The organism is Caulobacter henricii (genome assembly GCF_001414055.1).
GTDB lineage: Bacteria > Pseudomonadota > Alphaproteobacteria > Caulobacterales > Caulobacteraceae > Caulobacter > Caulobacter henricii.
The window spans coordinates 1,491,145-1,510,557 of the sequence record NZ_CP013002.1; the positions used below are offsets into that span (position 1 = coordinate 1,491,145).

The 19,413-nt window shown below is 63.2% G+C and carries 17 protein-coding genes; 8 read left to right on the forward strand and 9 right to left on the reverse strand.

Translation table 11 applies throughout. The features are described 5' to 3' along the window. Positions 1-9 precede the first annotated feature (9 nt). The gene (locus AQ619_RS06975; RefSeq protein ID WP_062145800.1) at positions 10-336 is read right to left on the reverse strand and encodes a rhodanese-like domain-containing protein; all 327 of its coding nucleotides are present in this window, start codon (positions 334-336) and stop codon (positions 10-12) included. Between the two features lie 222 nt (positions 337-558). Between AQ619_RS06975 and AQ619_RS06980 the strand changes: the two genes are divergently transcribed. The 3 genes from AQ619_RS06980 to AQ619_RS06990 are packed head-to-tail and all read left to right on the forward strand — an operon-like array spanning position 559 to position 2,523. Then, positions 559-1,839 (forward strand): NAD(P)/FAD-dependent oxidoreductase, encoded by a 1,281-nt coding sequence (locus AQ619_RS06980; RefSeq protein ID WP_062145802.1) that lies wholly within the window; start codon positions 559-561, stop codon positions 1,837-1,839. Between the two features lie 16 nt (positions 1,840-1,855). Next, positions 1,856-2,317, forward strand: coding sequence for a thioredoxin domain-containing protein (locus tag AQ619_RS06985; protein WP_062145804.1), 462 nt, complete (start codon positions 1,856-1,858; stop codon positions 2,315-2,317). A 2-nt stretch (positions 2,318-2,319) separates the two neighbouring features. Next, positions 2,320-2,523 (forward strand): YgaP family membrane protein, encoded by a 204-nt coding sequence (locus AQ619_RS06990; RefSeq protein ID WP_062145806.1) that lies wholly within the window; start codon positions 2,320-2,322, stop codon positions 2,521-2,523. Positions 2,524-3,273: 750 nt separating this feature from the next. On the opposite strand, the gene AQ619_RS06995 is transcribed toward AQ619_RS06990, so the two are convergent. The 4 genes from AQ619_RS06995 to AQ619_RS07010 form a co-directional block, all read right to left on the reverse strand. Next, entirely contained in the window at positions 3,274-5,103 is a 1,830-nt protein-coding gene (locus AQ619_RS06995) for a DUF885 domain-containing protein (protein ID WP_084745821.1), read from the reverse strand. Positions 5,104-5,739: 636 nt separating this feature from the next. Beyond that, positions 5,740-7,104, reverse strand: coding sequence for an ABC transporter permease (locus tag AQ619_RS07000; RefSeq protein ID WP_062145808.1), 1,365 nt, complete (start codon positions 7,102-7,104; stop codon positions 5,740-5,742). Beyond that, positions 7,101-8,531: an ABC transporter permease gene (locus AQ619_RS07005; RefSeq protein WP_062145809.1), complete on the reverse strand. Its 1,431-nt coding sequence runs from the start codon at positions 8,529-8,531 to the stop codon at positions 7,101-7,103. Before AQ619_RS07005 ends, AQ619_RS07000 begins: the two co-directional genes overlap by 4 nt. A 2-nt stretch (positions 8,532-8,533) precedes the next feature. Continuing rightward, complete coding sequence (locus AQ619_RS07010) at positions 8,534-9,277, reverse strand: ABC transporter ATP-binding protein (RefSeq protein WP_236849544.1); 744 nt, start codon at positions 9,275-9,277, stop codon at positions 8,534-8,536. Between the two features lie 147 nt (positions 9,278-9,424). Here AQ619_RS07010 and AQ619_RS07015 point away from each other — a divergent pair, with 147 nt between their 5' ends. Further along, entirely contained in the window at positions 9,425-11,521 is a 2,097-nt protein-coding gene (locus tag AQ619_RS07015) for a TonB-dependent siderophore receptor (protein WP_084745823.1), read from the forward strand. Between the two features lie 62 nt (positions 11,522-11,583). Here the strand turns inward: AQ619_RS07015 and AQ619_RS19035 are convergent, their stop codons facing one another. From AQ619_RS19035 to AQ619_RS07025, 3 genes are all read right to left on the reverse strand, one after another. Continuing rightward, a complete protein-coding gene (locus AQ619_RS19035) occupies positions 11,584-11,742 on the reverse strand; it encodes a hypothetical protein (protein WP_166504174.1) in 159 nt (52 codons plus the stop codon). Positions 11,743-11,861: 119 nt separating this feature from the next. Then, positions 11,862-11,966, reverse strand: coding sequence for a hypothetical protein (locus AQ619_RS19480; RefSeq protein ID WP_084746207.1), 105 nt, complete (start codon positions 11,964-11,966; stop codon positions 11,862-11,864). A 201-nt stretch (positions 11,967-12,167) separates the two neighbouring features. Continuing rightward, positions 12,168-12,860, reverse strand: coding sequence for an IS6 family transposase (locus AQ619_RS07025; RefSeq protein ID WP_084745825.1), 693 nt, complete (start codon positions 12,858-12,860; stop codon positions 12,168-12,170). 190 nt (positions 12,861-13,050) lie between these two features. Here AQ619_RS07025 and AQ619_RS07030 point away from each other — a divergent pair, with 190 nt between their 5' ends. The 3 genes from AQ619_RS07030 (at position 13,051) to nhaA (ending at position 15,432) form a co-directional block, all read left to right on the forward strand. Beyond that, positions 13,051-13,620 carry an RNA polymerase sigma factor gene (locus AQ619_RS07030; RefSeq protein ID WP_062145819.1) on the forward strand — a complete coding sequence of 190 codons (570 nt, stop codon included), beginning with the start codon at positions 13,051-13,053 and terminating at the stop codon, positions 13,618-13,620. Next, a complete protein-coding gene (locus AQ619_RS19255; RefSeq protein WP_062145821.1) occupies positions 13,613-13,963 on the forward strand; it encodes a DUF6768 family protein in 351 nt (116 codons plus the stop codon). The genes AQ619_RS07030 and AQ619_RS19255 overlap by 8 nt, the downstream gene beginning before the upstream one ends. 266 nt (positions 13,964-14,229) lie before the next feature. Continuing rightward, complete coding sequence (gene nhaA, locus AQ619_RS07040; RefSeq protein WP_062145823.1) at positions 14,230-15,432, forward strand: Na+/H+ antiporter NhaA; 1,203 nt, start codon at positions 14,230-14,232, stop codon at positions 15,430-15,432. Between the two features lie 324 nt (positions 15,433-15,756). On the opposite strand, the gene AQ619_RS07045 is transcribed toward nhaA, so the two are convergent. Continuing rightward, entirely contained in the window at positions 15,757-16,779 is a 1,023-nt protein-coding gene (locus AQ619_RS07045) for a zinc-dependent alcohol dehydrogenase family protein (protein WP_062145826.1), read from the reverse strand. Positions 16,780-17,320: 541 nt separating this feature from the next. Between AQ619_RS07045 and AQ619_RS07050 the strand changes: the two genes are divergently transcribed. Continuing rightward, positions 17,321-19,363 carry a TonB-dependent receptor plug domain-containing protein gene (locus AQ619_RS07050; RefSeq protein WP_062145828.1) on the forward strand — a complete coding sequence of 681 codons (2,043 nt, stop codon included), beginning with the start codon at positions 17,321-17,323 and terminating at the stop codon, positions 19,361-19,363. Positions 19,364-19,413: the final 50 nt, after the last annotated feature.

Sequence of the window (19,413 nt, forward strand, 5' to 3'; positions counted from 1 at the left end):
CTGCGACGTCTATCGAACGGTGGGCAAACCGGCGGCTTTCCAGGCCATGATGCCGCCGGTCAGGTGGGTATCCAGCGCGTGGCCGGCCTTCTGGCAGTGGCCGACAGCGGTGGCCGAGCGCTTGCCCGAACCGCAGCTGAATACTACGGCCCTTTCGCCAGCGTCCGGCAGGGCTTTGGGGTCAAAGGTCGACAGCGGAACATTGACCGCGCCGGGGATGCGTTCGGCCTCGAACTCGGCCAGTTCGCGCACATCGACGAGCATGATTTCCTGGGCGTCGAGGGCGGCCTTCACCTGTTGTGCAGTGAGGTCGCGTGTCTTGGGGGATCCAAACATTATCGGGTCTCCTTGAAGGGCGCGCCGGCGCCCGCCGAGGGGCACGAAGACGCGGAGCTTAAAATTCATAATTGCTTATATGCTATTTTTCTTATATACAGTCAAGTCTTCGCAGGATGACGCTAGCCCGACGGGTCGGGCGCAATGTGATCCTGATCAAAGTCGGTTGCCGGAAAAGCGCCCAGCGTCGGCCTCAGACTGCGGTGTTAAAGGAACGGGATCATGACCAGGCCACGCATCGTCATTCTGGGTGCCGGACTGGGCGGTGCCATCGCCGCCTTTGAGATCAAGCAGGCAGTTGGCGAAAGAGCAGTGGTCGAGGTGGTCTCCCAGGGCGACACCTTCCACTTTGTGCCCTCAAACCCGTGGGTCGCCGTTCACTGGCGCAAGCGCGAGGCCATCGAGGTCAAACTGCCGCCCGTGTTCAGGAAGAAGGGCATCGCCTTTCGGGGCGTGGGTGCGGCAAGGGTCATGCCCGAACGCAATCAGCTGGAGCTGACCGACAGCGTGTTGCTGGACTACGACTATCTGGTGATCGCCACCGGTCCGGAGCTGGCCTTTGACGAGATCCCGGGCCTTGGCCCGCATGCCGGCTTCACCCAGTCGATCTGCCACGTCGATCACGCCGAGACGGCGGCGTCCGCTTTCGATCGCTTCGTCGAAAATCCAGGCCCGATCGTGGTCGGTGCGGTGCAGGGTGCCTCCTGCTTTGGCCCGGCCTATGAATTTGCCCTGATCCTCGACACCGAATTGCGCCGCCGCAAGGTGCGCGACCGTGTGCCGATGACCTTCGTGACCTCCGAGCCCTATATCGGTCATCTGGGCCTGGACGGGGTTGGCGACACCAAGGGGCTGCTGGAAAGCGAAATGCGCCAGCGCCACATCAAGTGGATCACCAGCGCCAAGGTCGCCTCGGTCGAGGCCGGGATGATGCATGTCGAGGAGATCGCCGACGACGGCGCGGTCAAGGCGACCCACGATCTGCCGTTTTCCTATTCGATGATGCTGCCGGCCTTCCGGGGGGTGGCCGCCGTGCGCGGTGTCGAGGGCCTGACCAATCCACGCGGGTTCATCCTGATCGACAAGCACCAGCGCAATCCGACCTATCCCAATGTCATGGGCTTGGGAGTGTGCGTTGCCATCGCCCCGACCGGCAAGACGCCGGTGCCTGTGGGTGTGCCCAAGACCGGCTTCATGATCGAGAGCATGGTCACGGCCATCGCCCAGAACTTCAAAGAGATCCTCAGTGGCCAGCCCGCCACCCATGAGGCGACCTGGAACGCCATCTGCCTGGCCGATTTCGGCGACGGCGGCGTGGTCTTCATTGCCCAGCCGCAGATCCCGCCGCGCAACGTCAACTGGTCGGCGAGCGGCAAGTGGGTCCATCTGGCCAAGGTCGGGTTCGAAAAATACTTCCTGGCCAAGGTCAAGCGCGGCGAGAGCGAACCCTTCTACGAGAAGCTCGCCCTGGACGTCATGGGCATCCACAAGATCAAGCCCTGAAGGGGAAAGTACCGCGATGCGGCAGCTTGTTTGTCCCGCCTGCGGCGCGACTAATCGCGCGCCCGAAAGCCGGAACGCCCTGGCAGCTAAGTGCGGCCGCTGCGGAGAGCGCCTGTTCGCGGGTGGTCCGACCGAGGTCAGCGGGGCGCAACTGGCGGCTCATGCGAGCAAGAGCCGGGGCGTCGCCGTGCTCGTCGATGTCTGGGCACCGTGGTGCGGACCCTGCCGGTCGATGGCCCCTCATTTTGCCGGCGCGGCCGCCCGGCTCGAACCGGATGTGCGGCTGCTGAAGCTCAATTCCGAAGCCGAGCCGCAGGCCGCTGGGGCGCTGGGTGTCTCGGGTATTCCGGCCCTGCTGCTCTATCGCGACGGTGCCGTCATCGCCCGGTCTACCGGACTGATGAGTACCGCCCAGATCGTCGCCTGGACGCACCAGGCCCTGGCCCGGGCCAAGGCCCCGGCCTCTGAAGGAGGTTGATCATGACCATCGACCGTATGGTTCTGGCCTTTGCCGGCCTTGTCGTTTTGCTGGGCGTCGGCCTGGCCCAGTTTGTTCACCCCTGGTGGATCGGCCTGTCGATCTTTGCGGGCCTAAACATGATCCAGGCGGCCTTCACAGGCTTTTGCCCGGCCGCGATGATCTTCAAGAAGCTCGGCGTCAAGCCCGGCATGGCCTTCCAGTGAGCGCCCACCGGTCCGACTGCCTGAGTCCCATTTAAGGCGCTCAATCGGTGTAGCGCCGTCTCGTGCGGGTCTGGCTCCCCACAGTGGATCAGGGCGGCTAGTGAACGAACGACCCGTTTAGCCGACCCAAAAGGCACTTTCTCACCTTTGTGGACGCATCAGCTTAGGGAGCCACCAGGCAAGGCAATCCCGATCGGCTTGAGCTGAGCGATCTTGTCACAGGTAGGGACAGGCGGAACCGGGTTCCTTCGGGTCCCGATGTCCAGTCCGCCCCAGCGCCGATCGCCTCGGAGACGTGGTCTCCGCCATTGGGCAAGGATCGATCGCTCAACAGTGTGTCAGAGCGACGGGCTGACGGCGATCGAGCGCGGCAGCCATCCAACCGGCGGTAGCTGGCCCAGAAATCCAAAAGCTCGATCGGGCGTCCTCACACGAACCGGCCGGGTTCGATTTTTGGCTTCGAGTGGCACCGACTAGGTTTTGTGCCGATCGGTCGGGAGTCTGGAGCTGCTCCAACGGCCGCTCATGGCGCAGCGCCGCCGCGAAAGCTGCCCTTGGCCACGACCGGTAAGGGGGGGCGCTCGAACGCCTCCCTCTACGAGAGGGCGATTCTGTCGCCCGTCGGTCATGGGTCGGGGTCGGAAATCAGGCTCTCGCTCTAGATCGGACCTTCGACCCTTGGCCATGAGGCTCGCATCGCGGACGTCAGCGACAGGCGTGTGTTGCCGCCAACGCCAACAGAGCAGGATGCTAGGGACGTCCTGGAGTCGCGCTCTGCATCGCGATCCAGGCGTCAATCTGAGCTTCCAGCACGTTGAGCGGTACCGAGCCGTTCTTCAGCACTACGTCGTGAAAGCCGCGCAGATCGAACCTGTTGCCCAGGGTCGTTTCGGCCCGCGTCCGCAGTTCGCGGATTTTCAGTTCACCCACCTTGTAGGCCAGCGCTTGGCCGGGCCAGGTGATGTAGCGGTCGACCTCGACCTCGATATTGGTGCGCGACAGAGCCGTGTTCTCCAGCATGAAGGCGATCGCCTGATCGCGCGTCCAGCCCTTGGCGTGGACGCCGGTGTCGACCACCAGCCGGCAGGCGCGCCACATCTCGTAGGACAGTCGACCCATGTCCTTCTCGGGCGTGTTGTACAGGCCCATCTCGATGCCGAGCCGCTCCGAATAGAGGCCCCAGCCCTCGACGAAGGCCGTGAAGAAGGCCGCGTTCTTGCGGAATTCCGGAAGGTCCAGTTCCTGCTGCAGCGCGATCTGGTGGTGATGCCCAGGCACGGCCTCGTGCACCGTCAGGGCCGGCATCTCATAAAGGGGGCGCTGGTCCAGGTGTGTCGTATTGACGAAATAGACCCCGGGCGCCCCAGTGCTGGCGAAACCCGGGTTGTAGTAGGCCGTGGTGTTGCCTTCGGCGATCTCGGCCGGGATCTCTCGCACGGTATAGGGCAGGCGCGGTAGGGTTCCGAAGAGCTTGGGCATCCAGCCATCGATCGTCTTGGCTAGGAACGACGCCTCGCGCATCAGCTCGGACGGGGTCTTGGCGTAATACTTCGGGTCGGTGCGGAGCTTTTCGATGAAGGCCTTGCGATCGGAAGCGATCCCGCTCCTGGTCGCCACCGCATCCATCTCGGCGCGGATGCGTGCCACTTCAGAAAGGCCCAGCTGGTGTATCTCCTCGGGCGTCTTCGTCGTCGTGGTCATGACGCGCACCTGGTAGGCGTACCAGGCCGGTCCCTGGGGCAGGCCGCTGGCCGCCACGTCCTTGCGGCACCGGGGCGCGTACTCCTTCTCATAGAAGTCGGAAAAGGCCTGGTAGGCGGGATTGACCGTGCCGGCGATGCTGGCCTTGGCCCGCGCCTGCATGGAGGCCCAGTCGGCTTCTGAAATCGACTGCGGTCGCGTCTTCTTGAACGGCTTGAAGAATGTCGAGGCTTCGGGGTCCCTCGCGATGGTCGCCGTGATCGTCGCGCCGAACGCCTTCATCGGCGCGCACGGCTGGACGTAGCCCTTGGCCAGCCCGTCCCGCACGGTGGCGATCGAGGCGGCGTTGTAGGCCGAATAGAGATCCAGCCGCTTCAGATAGCTGTCGTAGTCGCCCTTGGTGAAGAATGGCAGCATGTCGGGCAGTGAGGCGAAGAGCTGGTGCCAGCTCCCGATGCTGGAGAACAGCATGGTGCGCTGGCCGAACCCGTTGCCCTCGACCTGCTCGCTGAGCATGCGATGCAGGATCGCCTTGTTCACACGGTCGGCCTGGGACAGGCCGGCGTCGGGAATTGAGGCCAGCCGCTGGAGAATGACGCCAGCCTCGGCGGCCCGGCGATCGGCAAAGGCCAGCGACGGATCATCCAGCCGGTCATCGTAGTCGCGCACGCCCAGCAGCGTGGCCTGCACCGGCGCGCCCTTCAGCCACCAGGTCCAGTGCTCGTCGATCAGGGTCTTTAGCGCCTCTGCGGCCTTTTGGTCGGGCAATGCCGGCGCGGCCGCCAGACGCGTCGGCTCCGGCTGCGCCAGGGCCGGGCGCGCGATTGTTCCCACGAATAGGGCCACGACGCAGGCTGCACCATTCCAACGCTTGTGCATGTTCCCCCCTTGAGATCGCCAAGTCTGTGCAGGAATCCACGCGTTAAGCTGTTTAGGCAACGGTCTGCGCCGCAACACCGTCCGGGACTGCGGCCCTCCCGATGCTAGGCACCGACCTGATATCGATATGTGGGGCCAACCTAACACCGGCTGGCTAGGGCGTTGAATTTCCTCAGTATGGCGATTTTGCCAACTTAGCGGTCCCAACTTAAAACCGGCCGCAGAACGACCAAACCAACTTAAGGCTGGCCGCAGCGCATTTCACTCACGTCCAATTTTCGATAAAAATGTAATGATTACAGAGGCTTGCCGTTTTCGCTTTGCCGTGACGACGGTTGCGCAAGGTCATCATTGCGAGGGTCCATAGCGTTGGGCGCCCAAGCGCGAATGTCTTGGTCGCTCCTCGCTCCGAGGCCCTACCGAGACCGAAAACAGTCTGGCTCAAGCCGGGAAACCTTTTCAGGTGCAGATCATCCTAGCGGCGGCAGCCAGAGTTTGGCACTCGCGGATCCCAAGACCGGGGACTTTTGGCGTACAAAGGTTTGTGAAGCGGACACGGGTCCAAGCTTTCGGGAAGGGGTTACGCTGTGTAACTGATCTGCTGGTGTAAGCTAGGCAAGCGCCGCTTTAAGGGTGTCAGCCTTCAGGCGGAGCCCGCCGCAGCGCCCATGCTCCGGCGACGAGGCTGAGCAAGGCCAGGACACCGAGGGCGGCCAAGGGCTGTCGCGGCAGTCGCGCTGGTTCAGTGTCCGTTGCGAACCTCGGGAGGCGCTCGAAGTCCCTGCTCGTAAACGGCCTCTCGTTGAAAATGTACGGGTAGTAGAAGGCCTGCAGGTGGCGGTGGAACGCGACGACCCTAACCTGATAGGCGAGGTGCGCCTCAAGGTCGGTGGAAGCAAGTTGGTGTGCCGCCGATTGCAGCGCAGCGGCCGGCAGAACCCAGCCGAGGCGATCGGTCCAGGCGGCACGCGCCTTGAGGCTCGCGCGATAGCTGGCAAAGGCTTCTGCGACGCTGTCGTCGCCCATCTCGTGCATGGCATAGTACCATTTCCAGTGAAAGCGGCCGACCACGGGCGGAGTGTCGCGCCATTCCGGATGCTTCGCCTTGAAGGGCGTCATCACCGCGTACTTCGGAATATCCCAGGCGCGGTGCACGGCCTCGCGCTGGGCCAGGGACAGGTCCATGCCCTGGCCGACAGGGTGACTGCGCGCAATCGCGACCGCGCCGAGCGCCGGTCCCAGAAGCGTCAGCACCAGCCAAAGGCCGATCAGGCTGGCCGCATTGGTCGCCGATCGCCGGCCGATCGCAGCGACCAGAAGGGACAGGCCGAGCCAGAAGGTGACGTAGAGCGTCGCCGCCAGGGTGAGCATCGCGGTGCCCACCGGAGAGGCTCCGGCCAGGACCGCACCGACCCACAGCGGCAGAAGCAGCGCCGCCAGGACCAGACCGCCGCGCAGGCCGGCACGCCGCCCCCACACCCCGCTGACGCCGCCCGGGGTGGCGGCCAGCAGTCGCAGCCGGCCAGCCTCACGCTCGCTCGACACCAGATCATGCAGCAGGGCGATCAGGACCAGCGGCGACAGATAGATCAGTACAAACGTCCAGTCGAAAGGGCCTGGCAGCACGAGCTCGGGGTTGTAGGCCTCGGTCTCATGCAGTTGCGCCTGAAGGCCAAGGAGCCGGACGCGCAGTACGAACGGCTGCAGGTCGCGCTGTCCGAGAGCGGCAAAGGCCAGGGGGCGGGGAGGGTCGGCCGTCAGATGGAAGGTGTAGTAGGCCGCATAGCCCGCGTCTCCGTCCGGCTTTCCGTAGGTCCTGGCCACCCCGACGAGGTCGGCCTGATGGGCAGCGGCGACACGGGCAATGGTTGCGACCTGGCGATACTGGGCGGCGAGGCCGGCCGCGACCGCCAGCGTCGCTGCGGCCAGCAGGACGAGAAGCGCGGCGCAGGAGACCCTGGCGCGCAACAGAAGGATCAGTTCGGCGCGAAGGCGATTCATTGGAAGGACTCCAGCGGGCGGCGCGCGATCTGGCGCAGCGCAAGGCCCAGGGCCGCCAGCCAGGCCAGCAGGATGGCGAGGGCTGTGCTGATCGCGCCTGCAGAGCGGGCCAGCGGATCGGGCGCGCGATAGACGAGGGTCGGCATGCGCGCCCAGGTGTCAGCGGACACGCGGGGATCGGGACCGGCATTCTGGTTGGGGATCGCCTCGATCTGGACGCGGTTCAGTGCCTGAACGAAGGCGTAGCGATGCGCCTCGACTTGATCGAGAAAGTGCTTGTGGCTTTCGACATCGGTCGCGGCGAGCGCCGATGAGCCGGTTCGAACAGCCAGCATCGGACTGACCACGCCGAAGGCGCGGACCACTCGATTCTGGGCCGATTCCCGGGCGAAGGCCTTGGCGGCGTAGCGGTCGAACAGCGCGCTGGTCAGGCGCTCGCCTTCGTAGGAGACCAGACCCGCCCATTGCACGGGCAGGTCCTCGGCGCGCGACACGCCGTACTGGCGCAAGATCCTGGCCTTGTAAGCCGCGAAGTAGGGGTCATCCGGATTGTGGCTGTCGCCGATCGCCTTGAGATCGCGATGAATTGCCACGTCAGTTTCGATCCGGGTCGGCTGTGGATGCAGCAAGGCGGCGAGTTCGGGTAACCCGCGCGGCAGGATGATGGTCAGGGCCATCCAGATCGAAACCAGCGCGGCCAGGGCGTCACGCCCGCGACGGAACAGGCTGGACACCAGGACCGCCAGGGTCGCCCAGAAGGCCAGGTAAAGGGCATAGACCAGCAGCAAGGTACCGGCGGGCCCGGCCGGAGCCTGGCCGGCCGCGACCAGTGCCGCCAGGGCCAGGGCAGCGGGGACCAGCAGCGTGAGGCTTAGCCCGAGATGGATCGCCAGCTTGCCCATAAGGATTTCGGCGGGGCGCACACCCTGTGCCAGCAGCACGCGCAAGAGGCCGCTCTCGCGCTCCCGCGCGATGGCGCCGTGGGCCAGGAAGACCATCAGCAGCGGTGCCAGAACCTGCAGTACAAACGCCGGGCTGAGGTCACCGAACCGCATCAGGAGCGAGGATTGGCGGGCCTCGCTGAAGTTGGCACTGTTCTGGCGATGGCCCTCCAGGAACACCATCGATCCGGTATAGGCGTCGACGCCCGGATCAAAGAAGGCCAGTGCAGAGAGCGGACGGAAGACGTACTGTCCATAGTGAACCATCCGGTGCGGATGGCGATCCGGCTGGGCCTTGAAGGCCGCGTCGCTGGCAGCCTGGTGGTGGGCGCGAAGGTCGTCAATGCGGGCCCGCCGGTCGAGACCCAGGCCGACTGAGGCGACGATCAGCAGGGCCAGGATCGCGCAGGCGATCGCGGCGACGTGGTTGCGGGTGAGGGCGCGAAGTTCCTCACGGGCAATTCGGGCGATGATGGCACGGCGCATGGTCAGGCCGCCGCATCCGTCTGGCCGATGCGCACATAGCGCGCGTGGAGGGCCCGGACGTCGAAACGCGCCTCGCCCTCGGCGGTGAGTTCTGCCTCCAGCCGGCCATCGGCGAGGAAGCCGATGCGATCGGCGATCTCGGCCGCGCCCAGCAGATCGTGGGTGACCATCAGGATCCCCATGCCGCGCGAGCGGGCCGCGTCGAGCAGGCGGTTGAAGTCCGCGGCCGCCCGGGGGTCCAGGCCGGACGTGGGTTCATCCAGCAGTAGAACGGGCGCGTGGCGGGCTATGGCCAGGCCGATGGCGGTCTTCTGGCGCATCCCTTTCGAGAAGCCACCCACCCGTCGACCGCGTGCGTCAGGCGCAAGTCCCGCCGCTTCGAGGGCGGCTTCGATGCGCGATGCCGAGGCGTCGGCACCGGCGAGCGCCAGGAAGTAGGACAGATTCTCGCGGGCGGTCAGATGTTCGTAGAGCGCGACGTTTTCCGGCACATAGGCAATCTTGGCGCGCGCCGCATCAGGTGCCTCGGTCACGTCCTGGTCCATCACCCGGACCGTTCCACCCGTCGGGCGGATCAGCCCCAGAAACGCGGACAGGGTCGTCGACTTGCCGGCCCCGTTGCCGCCCAGCAGGGCATAGATCTCGCCCGCGGCGACCTTGAAGTTCAGGCCCCGCAGGACGGCCTTGTCCCCGTACTGATGACGAAGGTCGCACGCCTCCAGGACCACGTCGCGCTTGTCGCTCAAGGATTGCTCCATCCCGTTTCGTACGTCGCCAGCCTCTTGCCAGCCGCGTCGGTTAATGCATATGACGTTATAACGTAACACTTACATTGCGTGTCAATCGCGATTGAGCGAGGACGCGCCAGTGCGCTTGGCGCGACGGGGGATGAGATGAAACTTGAGCGTTTGAAGCTGGTTTTCGCGGCAGGCTGCTCGCTGCTGGCCCTGGGCGGAGGCGCGCGCGCCGCAGAGACCGCCGGGACTCCCGAAGGCACCACGGTCGTTGAGGACGTCAAGGTCACGGCCCGACGCGCCAGCGCCAGCATCAATGGCCTGGACGTCGATCCCAGGACCCTGCCGCAAAACGTGCGGGTCCTGGACAGGGCCCTGATCGAGACGATCGGCGTGGCCAATCTCTCGGACCTCTTCGATCTGGCCGGCGGCATGGCCCGCCAGAACAGCTTTGGCGGGGCCTGGGACGCCTACGCCATTCGCGGGTTCTCCGGCGACATCAACCAGGGCCCGGACCTGCTGGTCAACCGCTTCGTGTCCAACCGCGGCTTCAATCCGCGCCGGGACGTGGCCACGGTCGAGGCCTTCCAGGTGCTGAAGGGGCCGGCCTCAGCCCTGTCCGGCAAGGGCGAGCCGGGCGGATCGATCAACATCGTGACCAAGGCCCCTGGCCGGGACCCGGTGGCCATCGTCGAAGCGTCCTACGGAAGCTTCGACACCTGGCGCGGCGTCGCTGACCTCAACGGTCCGCTGACCTCAACGACGGCTGCACGCCTGGTCGCAGCCTATCAGGAGACGGACGGCTTCCGCGATCATGTCGGATCGGACCGCCTTGTGCTGGCCCCGTCGTTCACCTGGGCACCGACCGACCGGTTGCGGGTACTATACCAACTCGAGGCCAACAAGGTTCACTTCGTCCACGATCGCGGCGTCGTCGCCATCGGCGGCAACGGCAAGGCGCTGCCGCGGACGCGGTTCCTGGGCGAACCCAATGACGGTAAGATCCGCCAGGAAACCCTGCAGCATCAGGCCTCGTTCTTCCTCGACCTGGCCGAGGGCATTTCGCTGGAAGGCGGCGTTCAGTACCGCGACGGCCTGTTCAAGGGCCAGTCGACCCACAACGGCAGCCTGGTTGGCGCACTCCTGCGCCGCCAATTGCGGATCCATTCGTATAGCTGGGAAGACGCTTCAGGTCGCCTGGAACTGGCCGTCAAGCGCACCCTGGCCGGCGTCGATCATCAGCTGCGCATCGGCGTCGACGCCTTCGACTACAACCAGACCCGGGTCTTCTATCGCTTCAGCCCCAGCGCCGCAGTGCCCTACGCCATTGACGTCTACAATCCGGTCTATGGCCAGGCCAAGCCCACCGCGACGCTGAACCAGAACATCCTTGAGGAACTGAACGGCAAGAGCCTTTACGTCCAGGATCTGGCGACCATCGGTCGCCTGACCGTCATGCTGGGCGTCCGCCATGACTGGTTTGAACAGAACAATACAAACTACCGAACCAGCCGCCTGGATCAGCAGAAGCCCTCGCGCACCTCGCCCCGTGCAGCCGTGACCTGGATGGCCAGCGACACCGTGTCGCTCTACGCCAGCTGGGGGCAGTCCTTCCGCTACAATCAGGGCGTCGATGCTGTGAGCCGCGCCTTCGCGCCGGAACTGGGCGAGGCCTACGAGGCTGGCCTAAAGGTTCGCCTTCTGGACGACGCCCTGACCGGGACCGCTTCAGTGTTCCGTATCGAAAAGGAAAACACCCTGGTCAACGACCCGGCCAATAGCGGCTTCTCGATCGCCGTCGGCGAGGCGCGCAGTGAGGGAGCCGAGGCCAATGCGACCTGGGCGGTGAGCGACAAGCTCTCAATAACCGCCGTCTACGCCTATACCGACGCCAAGGTGACCCGCGATACGCGTCCGGGCCTGACCGGGTCGTCTCTGAGCAATGTGCCAAAGCACTCCGGCGCGGTCTATGCGTCGTGGGCTTCGAACAGGACCCAGCCGGGCTCGATCGGCATCGGCGGCGGCCTGAGCTTCGTGGGTGAACGCGCTGGCGATGACGTCAACAGCGGCTTCAAGTTGCCACGCTATGCGACAGCCCGGGTCAATCTGGGCGTCCAGGTCACACCATCAGTTCGGGCCGCCCTGGATGTCGAGAACCTGTTCGACACCGCTTATCTGGAAAGCTCCTACAGCAACGTTTGGATCACGCCCGGTGCGCCCCGCACGGTTACGGGCAGGCTGAAGGTGGTGTTCTAGTGGTTTCGCTGGTTTTGTCAGGTCAACCGCCACAAGTTGAAGCGAGCCGATACTTGGCCGTCTCAAGCGGTGGCCTTCGCCCAAGCGGCATTAGCCTCCGCGCGAAGGCGGCTAAGGTTGCAGCGGCTGATCAAGTGTGGCTGGACGGCGAAGGCGTTGTAGACGGCGTCGTTAGTGGACAGGAAGTGCTGGCCGGATGACTGGTTCTTGAAGCGCTGCATTCTTCGCTCCTGTCCCCGGACGGGGAGGTGAGAGTTCTCGGCTCGATTGTTTTCCCGAAGCCGTCCAGGCAGGTGAAGGTGCTCCAAATCTAGCAGCCGCAGGGCTGCTGGTTACGAAGCTAGGCCGTCGGTGGTAATGCCTCTTGCTCGATGGGTTGGCGCCGCTGCAGTTGCTCAAGGAACCTTCGGGCCGCCCTGGTGTCGCGGCGGCGCTGCGCCAGCAGTTCGAGAACCTCGCCTTCATCGTCGACCGCGCGCCAGAGTCACATGTGTCTGCCGTCGATCCGGCAGACCACTTCGTCCAGATGCCAGCGTGGCGAAGGGGGAGGGCGCAGCTTCTTCAAGAGTCTGGCGATGGCCGGTCCGAACTTCTGGTGTTGTCATATTGACCGCGCCAAGTTGAATTTGGCTAATACTTGGACGTTTCAGGCCGTGGCCTTCGCCCAAGCAGCATGCGCCTCGGCGCGGAAGCGGCGAAGGTTGGATCGGCTGATCATGTGTCTCTGGACGGAGAACGTGTTGTAGACGGCGGCGTGGGTGGACAGGAAACGCTGGGCGGTTGACTGGCTCTTAAAGCCCTGCATCCTTCGCTCTCGTTGCCGGATCGGAAGGTGGGCGTTCTCGGCGCGATTGTTCTCTCGGAGCCGTCCTGGCCGATGAAGGTGCTCCAATTCCAGCGTCCGTAGGGCCGCCGCGTAGGACGACAGGCCGTCCGTCGTGATGGTTTCGGGCTCGACCGGCTGACGGCGCAGCAGTCGCTCAAGGAATTTCCGAGCTGCCCTCGTGTCCCGGCGGCGTTCCATGAGCAGCTCCAGAACCTCGCCTTCGCCGTCGACCGCGCGCCAGAGGTCTATGCGCCAGCCGCCGATCCGGCAGACCACTTCGTCGAGGTGCCAGCGGGGCGAAGGGGAGGGGCGAAGCTTCTTCAATCGTCTGGCGATCGCCGGTCCGAATTTCTTGGCCCAGCACCGGATCGTCTCGTAGCTCACCTCGATACAGCGCTCGGCGAGGAGACATTCGACGTCGCGGAGGCTCAAGCTGAAACGGAAGTAGAGCCAGACCGCGTGTCTGATGACGTCTGGCGGGAAGCGATGGCGCTTGAACGACAGGGGGGTCAAATTCAGTCTCCGCATGCAAACCCGGCTGTGCCGAGTTGCAGAGACAAGTTAGCGTTAGACTGACAGCACCCTTTCTCGGGGGAGGTCATGAGGCAATCCGCGCCGGTCAAACCTGCTATCGCCCTCGCTAGACGAGATATTGACGGCAGCGATTGAACCGTTTGCGCGATGCGCGCCACCTAACACTTCGATGGCACGCTCAAGCTCAGACCAGAACGATGGACCAGACCGGCTCCTTGACGGCTATCTGGTGATCAGCGCCCAAGCCGGGGACCGCCCCGCGGCGGAGGCCTTAGCGCGTCGCTACCATCGCCGCCTCATTGCCCATGCATGGCGACTAACCGGCGACCTCGAGATGGCAAGGGATGTTGTCCAATCAAGTTGGGTCGACATCGCGCGAGGGCTGCCTAGCCTGAAGGATGAGGCAGCCTTCACCAGTTGGGCCTACCAAATCGTGTCGCGTCGCTGCGCCCGTAGTATTCGGGGCCTGCAGGCTGATCGGGTGCTCGCTAGCGTCTTAAAGCAGGCTGGGCAGGACGATGTGATCCAACCGTCCGAAGTCGCTACTCCCCGCTTGAAGGCAGCGATCCTGGCGCTGCCCCCGGCCCAAAGAGCCGCCTTGGCCCTATTCTATTTCGAAGACTTGAGTGTGGGCGAAATCGCCATCGCGCTCGATGTCCCGGCGGGCACGATAAAAACCCGCCTCATGCACGCCCGCCGCGCCTTGCGCGCTGTGTTGGAAGGAGAAGACCATGTCTGACATCACAAAGGCTCTCAAGGATGAAGAAGAAGCGCTGCTGCGTCGTATCGCTGAAGATCCAAGTCATATGGATCAGATCGCGGCGTTGATCTCCGCCCGCTCGGGTTGGGTGGCAATGGTTCTCCTCATCACGCAAACCCTACTGTTCTTGGCGGGAGCCTGGGCAGCCTGGAAGTTCTTTGAAGCTGCTGACCCACTGACGGCGCTGCGCTGGGGCCTGCCCGCATCGGTTTTGATCCTGGCGTCTCTGATGCTCAAGATGTCGCTCTGGCCGGCTATGCACGCGCAGCGCCAGCTTCAGGTTCTAAAGCGGATCGAACTCCAGCTTGCGAGGAATAGCTGACTGATGCCGTCGAGGCGTTCGGAGGTGCGGGCATCCTGCCGACCGCCCAGACGCATCGACTCGTCGCGCCCTTGCTTGGCGAGCCTGTGCGCCGCTTTCGGGCACCAAAAGAGCGGAGTGCCAATCAGGCGAAGGAATTGGCCAACAGCGGCGCCGGCGAGACTTGTTCGCTTCCAGTTCTGATGCCATAGCCGCCGTGGGTGATTGGCCGTGTTGGCTGGTCAGGTGTCTACGTTGGTCGGGCCGCCAGCGAGGAGACCTGTGCCATGTCGCACCCCGCCCGCAAGCTGTCCGTGCTCAGAGAATTCCTGGAAAGTGGAGCGGCTGGCGGCCTGCTTCTGATGGGCTCCGCCGCGCTCGCGCTCTTTGTCGCCAACTCCCCTCTGGCGGACGGCTATTTCAGCGCGCTCCATATATCGTTTGCTGGGCTCGATCTGCTCCATTGGATCAACGATGGGCTGATGGCGATCTTCTTTCTGTTCGTCGGACTGGAGATCAAGCGCGAGTTCCTGGACGGGCAACTGGCCACCTGGTCAAACCGGGCGCTTCCGTGTCTCGCCGCAGCTGGTGGTGTTATTGTGCCGGGCTTGGTCTATGCGGCCCTGAACGCGGGTAGTCCCGAAACCCTTCGTGGCTGGGCGATCCCGACGGCTACCGATATCGCTTTTGCGCTTGGCGTCCTGTCGCTTCTGGGCTCGCGCGTCCCCACAAGCCTGAAGATCTTCCTGGCGACGCTCGCGATCGTCGACGATCTTGTGGCTGTGTTGGTTATCGCCGTTTTTTATACTGCAGAGTTGAATATCGTCGCGCTTGCAGGGGCGGGGATCGTCACCCTGGTGCTGGTCGGCTTCAATCGATTGAAGGTGAAGAGGCTTGCCGCCTATCTGGTGGTCGGGGTTGTGCTGTGGTGGCTCGTCCTGCTGTCGGGTATCCACGCCACGATCGCTGGCGTGGTTCTGGCCATGACCATTCCACTCCAGGCCTCCAAGGCCGCGCCCGATGATGCGACCTCCCCGCTGCACCGCCTGGAGCACGCGCTATCACCCTGGGTGGCCTTCCTGGTCGTTCCCATCTTTGGCTTCGCCAACGCGGGCGTGTCCTTTGCCGGCATGACGCCGTCTGTCCTCACCGAGCCCGTCACACTGGGCGTGGCCCTGGGTTTGCTGCTGGGAAAACAGCTTGGTGTCTTCGGGGCGGCCTGGCTGGCCATTCGTCTGGGCATCGCGCGACTGCCAGTCGCGGCCTCGTGGCTACAGCTCTATGGGGTCAGCCTGTTGTGCGGCATCGGTTTCACAATGAGCCTCTTCATTGGTCTGCTGGCATTCAAGGACGCCGCACTACAGGATGAGGTGAAGGTGGGTGTACTGGTTGGATCGCTCACCTCCGCCTTGCTCGGCGCGGCCTTGTTGAGCTTCTCGAAGAGGCGGTCGACGTCGACCAACGAAGAGATCAGTGAAGAGGGCTTGTAGGCAGCGAGCGGTGATGTCGGAAAAAATAAATCGCTTTGGCATGCGGACGGTCAAGCGCCGCTGAATTTAGGACGTCAGTACACTGGACGGCGAGCGCAAACCTAGTGGGCGGGGTGCGCCTCGCGGGGCTGTCAGGTCAATCGCGCCAAGTATTGGCTCGCTTCAAATTGGCGCGATTAAATTGACAGGCCCCTGCGAAAGCCCCCGAAAGAATCTATCGCTTCTGCGACGTTCCCAATGTGTTCGGAGGCTTACTATTGTTCTTCGTGATATCGAGGCCTCGATGCATGGGGGAAATGGGCGCTCTCTTCGATTTCGAAGTCGCTACAAGTGGTCCTGAATGGTGATGACCACCTTGCCGAAGTGGTCAGCACGTCTCAGGGCCTCATAGGCCTCGGCCGCTCCGCTCCATGTGAAGGTCTTGGATACTGCTGGGGTGATCGCGTGGGCATCAACGAAGGCCATTAGCCGTTCGAAGTGTTCGGCCGACCCAACGCAGATGCCGTTGATCCGACCATTTTTGAACTGCAGTGGTGTAATGTCCGGCTTGGAGCCGAAGCCCGTGAGGACGCCGATCTGTGAGATCGTTCCCCCGAATGCGAGGCAGTTGATTGAGCGATTATAGGTGTCCGGGCCGCCTAGCTCGAGGATGTGATCCACGCCGCGTCCATCCGTAAGGTCAAGAACTGCCTGATCCCAATCTGGCACCGTCTTGTAGTTTACGCCCGCCCGGGCTCCCATGGACTTTGCGACGGCGAGCTTTGTGTCAGATGACGATGTTACGATAACCCTTGCGCCTACGGCCTGTGCCAGTTGGAGCGCAATGATGGAAACGCCACCCGTCCCTTGAACAAGGATGGTGTGCTCGGGTCCTACCTGATCGCGCTCAAAAAGCGCGTGCCATGCGGTCACACCTGCGCAGGGAAGGGTGGCGGCTTCGGCAAATGACAGACGGTCCGGGATCCTTACGAACGCATCTTCATGCGCCACGAACAGGCTTCGCAGCACGCCGTCTGTGCTCGAGCCGCCGAGTGCCTCCGCCAAATGTTCGGGGCGAAAGGGACCAGAGCGCCATTTCGGGAAGAAGGCCGGGCTAACGCGATCCCCTGGACGCCAACGGGTTACGGCTGAGCCAACCTCTATCACCTCACCGGCGCCATCAGAGAGTGGAACGAGGCCTGGTCGGGTGCCCTCCAGATCGCCTCTGCAGAGCAAGTCGCGATAGTTCAGGCTCGCCGCCATCATGCGCACGACTACGTGCTGATTGCCGAGTGGACCGGATTCCAGCTGTTGGCCGAGAACCAGTGTCAGCTCGTTGGAGCTAGGTTGGAGAGTGTACTGGTCCATCGAGGAACTCCGCTGCTTGCTAGCCGCCCCTTCCCGCAGCTCAGGGCCGGGGCCGGGTGAGGAGAACCTAGTGTGGTCGGTGGCCGACGACCGTTTCGATTAGTGAAATACACTGTCTCAGGCGGCTGATTGTCGTAGGGTGTCTGCCATCCCCGGCCAGTCGGCAAGGGCTTTGGGGCTGTGTCGAACACAGTCGCACCAAACGGTTCTGCGATGGGCATGGTCGAAAATCACCTCCTAATCTTGCATATAGGGTGGCTCACTATGTTGAGTTTTCTCGATTCGTGTTTCTAGATTTTCCCCTATCCTTCTCGTAAAACAACTTCATTACGTCAGTATACCATTTTTCAATGATTATATATCTTGCCGTTGCTGCGGCATATTTATCATATGGAGTTTGAAAATTTACCTGCGAGGCCTGTGTTAAACTTTGGTAATGCGCATAGTTGCGCAAATTGTAATGCTCCATTCCTTTCGATCCACTTGTTCGTGAGGTGCGGACAGTGGAGTAACCCCGCCTCATTTTTGACGAGGCGACTTCATGTCGAGAGAACTTTTTCTGGCGGGCCTGGCTGCGACGCTGCTGACTTCTGCAGCCCACGCTGCTGATCCTTTGACTGAGCAGCCCAACCCGCCGGAGCAGGCTGCGCAGCGCGGGGTTCTGGTTTTCCAGCCCGACTTCTTCGCCGCCCAGCGACCGAACACGGCGCTCGATATGGTGCAGCGGGTGCCAGGTTTTTCGGTCCAGGACGGTAGCGGCGCTCGTGGCTTCGAGGGCGCGGTCGGAAACATCTTGATCAACGGAGCTCGCCCTGCCTCGAAGAACGACACAGGTAGCAACGTGTTGTCCAGAACGATCGCCGGGCGCGTCGAGCGTATCGAACTGATCCGCGGCGGAGCCCCCGGCGTGGATATGCAGGGCTATTCGGTGGTCGTGAACGTGATCCTGAAGAAGGCCACGAGCCGACAATCGATCCTCACCTGGAACACGACGCAGTTTGACGGGGGGCAGGACCTCTACGGTGGCAGCTATCAATTCACGGCCACCGACGGCGAAAAGAGCTGGGGTGTGACCCTGAGTGATGGCATCAGCAGTAGCGACGCCAACGGCCCTGGCGTGAACATTCGTCGTGACGGAAGTGGCAAGCCAATCCGCGAGGAGTCCTTCCTAAACGATAGCTGGGGTGGCAATCGTGGTATTCGTGGCAATTATTCTGGGCCGCTGGCCGGCGGCAAGATCGAGGCAACGGCCCGCTTTGGGGTCAATGACTGGCAGCAGTGGCAGGCCCTTGTGTCGTCGGTCGCTGACCGTCGCAGCAACTACGCAGAAGAGGGGCAGTCCGGTGAGTTTGGCCTGACCTATACTCGGCCACTGGCCCCCAACTGGGCGCTGGAGACGCGGGCGATCCACACTTTCGAGGCCTTCGACAACGCGTCGACCAGCACCGAGACGCTTGGCGGCACTGCGAGCCCGCAGCAGCGGTTCACCGCAGACGGCGACAGTTCGGAGACGATTTTGCGCGCCCAGGTTCGCCACGACTGGAGCAAGGCCGTCACCTTCGAAGCCGGCGGCGAGGTCGCCTACAACGTGCTGGACGTGACGCAGGCCTACTCGGTAGGCGGGGCGGCCGTGCCGTTGCCCAGCGCTTCGCTCAAGGTCGAGGAGCTGCGCGGCGAGGGCTTTTCCAAGGCCACATGGCGGATCAATCCGCGCCTCACAATTGAGGGTGGTTTGCGACTGGAGACCTCGACCATCAAGCAGTCGGGCGACGCGGACAATGAGAAGGATTTCTTTTACGCCAAACCCCGGTTCCTTGCGACCTGGACCCCGGCAGCCAATAGCCAGGTGCGTATCCGCTTTGAGCGGGAGCTTGGCCAATTGGACTTTGGCGACTTCGCAGCGTCGGCAGAGCTGGATGATGACAGCGTCTATGGCGGCAATGTTGACCTCAAGCCCGAGCAACGCTGGATCAGCGAGATCGGATATGAGCGCCGCTTCTGGGGCGAAGGCATCGTCTCTATCGCCTATCGCCATGATGAGATTATCGGCGTGATCGACCGCCTGCCGCTACCGGGAAACCTGTCGGCGACGGGAAACATCGGCGACGGCAAGCTGGATCGCCTCAGCGTGAACATTGTCGTGCCGACCGACAGGGCTGGCCCCAAGGGCGGCCGGATTACCTTAAAGAACGATTGGGATCAGACCGAGGTGAAGGATCCTACGACGGGCCGGACCCGTCCGATCTCGGGAGTGCGCCCAACCCTTGCATCAGTCGGGTTTCAGCAGGACCTGACCCGATACAAGGTCCAATGGGGCGTAAACTGGCTGCCTCTTCTCATCGACAGAAACTATAACGTAGATCAGGTCGTGAACGTGCGAGGCTCCGGATATACGCAGGTATTCGCTGAGTACAAGCCGACTTCGACACTGTCCGTTCGCACCCAGTTGACGCTTTGGGACGATTTCAACGTGGAGAGAACGGTTTTCTCAAATCGCGCCCCGGATCGCGCAGTCGCCTTCGTAGAGAGCCGAATGATTGATCCACGCACCTTCGCCACTGTGCGAGTGCGCAAGACCTTCTAGTTCGAGCTTTTCTTGCACCCTGACCAGGGAGGCTGTTGCCGCGAGGCGAC